We start from the raw sequence: 1,993 nt of genomic DNA on the forward strand, positions 1-1,993 counted from the left end.
GGCAGGCCGCCGACGTCCGTGGCCAGCACGGGGATGCCGCGGGCGAGGGCCTCGGTGACGGCCATGCCGTACGTCTCGGCGTACGACATGAGGACCATGAGGTCGGCGGAGGCGTAGCTGGCGTCGAGCTGGGCGCCGGCCTGCGGGCCCGCGAGGTGCAGCCGGTCCTGGAGGCCGTACTGCTCGATGAGGCCGCGCAGGTGGTCGACGTACTCCGGGTCGGTTCCGAGGCCGCCGACGCAAGTGCAGGTCCAGGGCAGGTCGGCCGCCGCGGCGAGGGCCTCGATCAGCCGGTGCTGGCCCTTGCGCGGGGTGACGGCGGCGACGCACAGGAGGCGGGAGACGCCGTCGGTGCCGGAGGCGAGGGGGGCGATGTCGGCGCCGGGGGTGGCGACATGGACCCGGTCGGGGGCCAGGCCGTGGTGGGAGACGAGGCGGCGGACCGCCCAGTCGCTGGTGCCGATGACGGCGGACACGGCTCGCAGGACGGTACGTTCCCTGGCGTCCAGTTCCGCGGCGACGGCGGCTTCGAGACCGGTCTCGTCGCCGAGCGGGAGGTGGACCAGGACGGCCAGGCCGAGCCGGTCGGCCTCCGGGACGACGATCTCGGGGACCCCGCAGGCCACGAGCCCGTCGAGGAGTACGGCGGCGCCGTCCGGCAACTCGCGCAGCACCCGGGCGAGTTCCGCACGGGCGGCGGCACCGGGCCGGGGCCACTCGCCGTCCACGGCGTGCTTGTGGACCTGCCAGCCGAACCCGGGGAGGTCGAGGCTGACCCGGCGGTCGTAGGCGTTGCCGCCGCTCGGCGCGGCCGGGTCGTCGACTCCGCCGGGCATCACGAAGTGCACGGTGCGCAGGGACATGGGGATGATCTCGGCATTCCGGGAGGCCGCGCGCTGTGCGGGCAGGAATCCCAGCGAGGGGGCGCGGTCGATGGTCACGTCGCTCACAGGGCACGCTCGTAACTCGCCCAGGCGACGTGCGACTCGTGCAGGGTGACCTGGAGTCCGGCCAGGCCGCGGGCGCCCTCGCCGAGTGCGCCCTTCTCGATCCGCTCGGCGAGCCGGTCGGCGATGACCTTCGCCAGGAACTCCGTCGAGGTGTTGACCCCGGCGAAGTCGGGCTCGTTGTCGAGGTTTCTGTAGTTCAACTCGCTCACGACGGCGCCCAGTTCCTGGGTGGCCAGTCCGATGTCGACGACGATGTTGTCGTCGTCCAGCTGCTCGCGCCGGAAGGTGGCGTCCACGAGGAACGTGGCTCCGTGCAACCGCTGCGCGGGTCCGAACACTTCGCCGTGGAAGCTGTGGGCGATCATGATGTGATCGCGAACGGTGATGCTGAACAACGGACGACCCTCCAGGTGCGGCGCGTCTGGTCCCGCGGCTGATCCCTGCCGGGGGATGCCGTGTAGTACGGCTGCACGCCTCCCCCTGTTCAGCCCTCTCTCACTCTTTTCTCAGGTCAGACGCGCTTGTCGTACGGAATTGAACGTTCCTCAGCCGATGTCGGTGTAGCGGACCCGGTGACACAGGGCCGGAATCTCTCCGGAGGCGAGCCTCGGCAGCAGGTCCGGCAGCTCCTCGAAGTCGCTCTCGCCGGTGACCAACGCGTCGAGCGCCGGGTCGGCGAGGAGGTCGAGGGCGAGGGCGAGACGGTCGGCGTAGCTGCGGTTCGCCCGGTTCGGGGAGACGGTGCCGACCTGGCTGCTGCGGATGATCAGGCGGCGGGAGTGGAAGGCCTCGCCGAGCGGGAGGCTGACCTTCCGGTCGCCGTACCAGCTCAGTTCGAGGACCGTGCCCTCGGGGGTGAGGAGTTCCAGGGCGCGGGTCAGGCCCTGTTCGGTGGCGCTGGCGTGCACGACGAGGTCGCGGTCGCCGAGCGCGTCCGCCGGGAGCGCGAAGTCGACGCCGAGGGCCTCGGCGGTCTTCGCGCGCGCCGGGTCGGCGTCCACCAACTGCACGCGCACGCCCGGGAAGCGGGCCAGCAGCGCGGC

Annotated in this window: 2 protein-coding genes and 1 pseudogene; all 3 read right to left on the minus strand. The window is 72.2% G+C overall.

The annotated features are described in order from the left end of the window. A partial coding sequence (locus R6V09_RS51855) for a glycosyltransferase family 4 protein (RefSeq protein ID WP_317888361.1) occupies window positions 1-950 on the minus strand: 950 nt, incomplete at its 3' end. Next, window positions 947-1,345, minus strand: coding sequence for a 6-pyruvoyl trahydropterin synthase family protein (locus tag R6V09_RS51860; RefSeq protein WP_043671992.1), 399 nt, complete (start codon window positions 1,343-1,345; stop codon window positions 947-949). The genes R6V09_RS51855 and R6V09_RS51860, both read right to left, overlap by 4 nt. A gap of 150 nt (window positions 1,346-1,495) precedes the next feature. Continuing rightward, window positions 1,496-1,993 (minus strand): annotated as a pseudogene (locus R6V09_RS51865) (dehydrogenase); the annotation flags it as partial.

Source organism: Streptomyces sp. W16 (genome assembly GCF_033194735.1).
GTDB lineage: Bacteria > Actinomycetota > Actinomycetes > Streptomycetales > Streptomycetaceae > Streptomyces.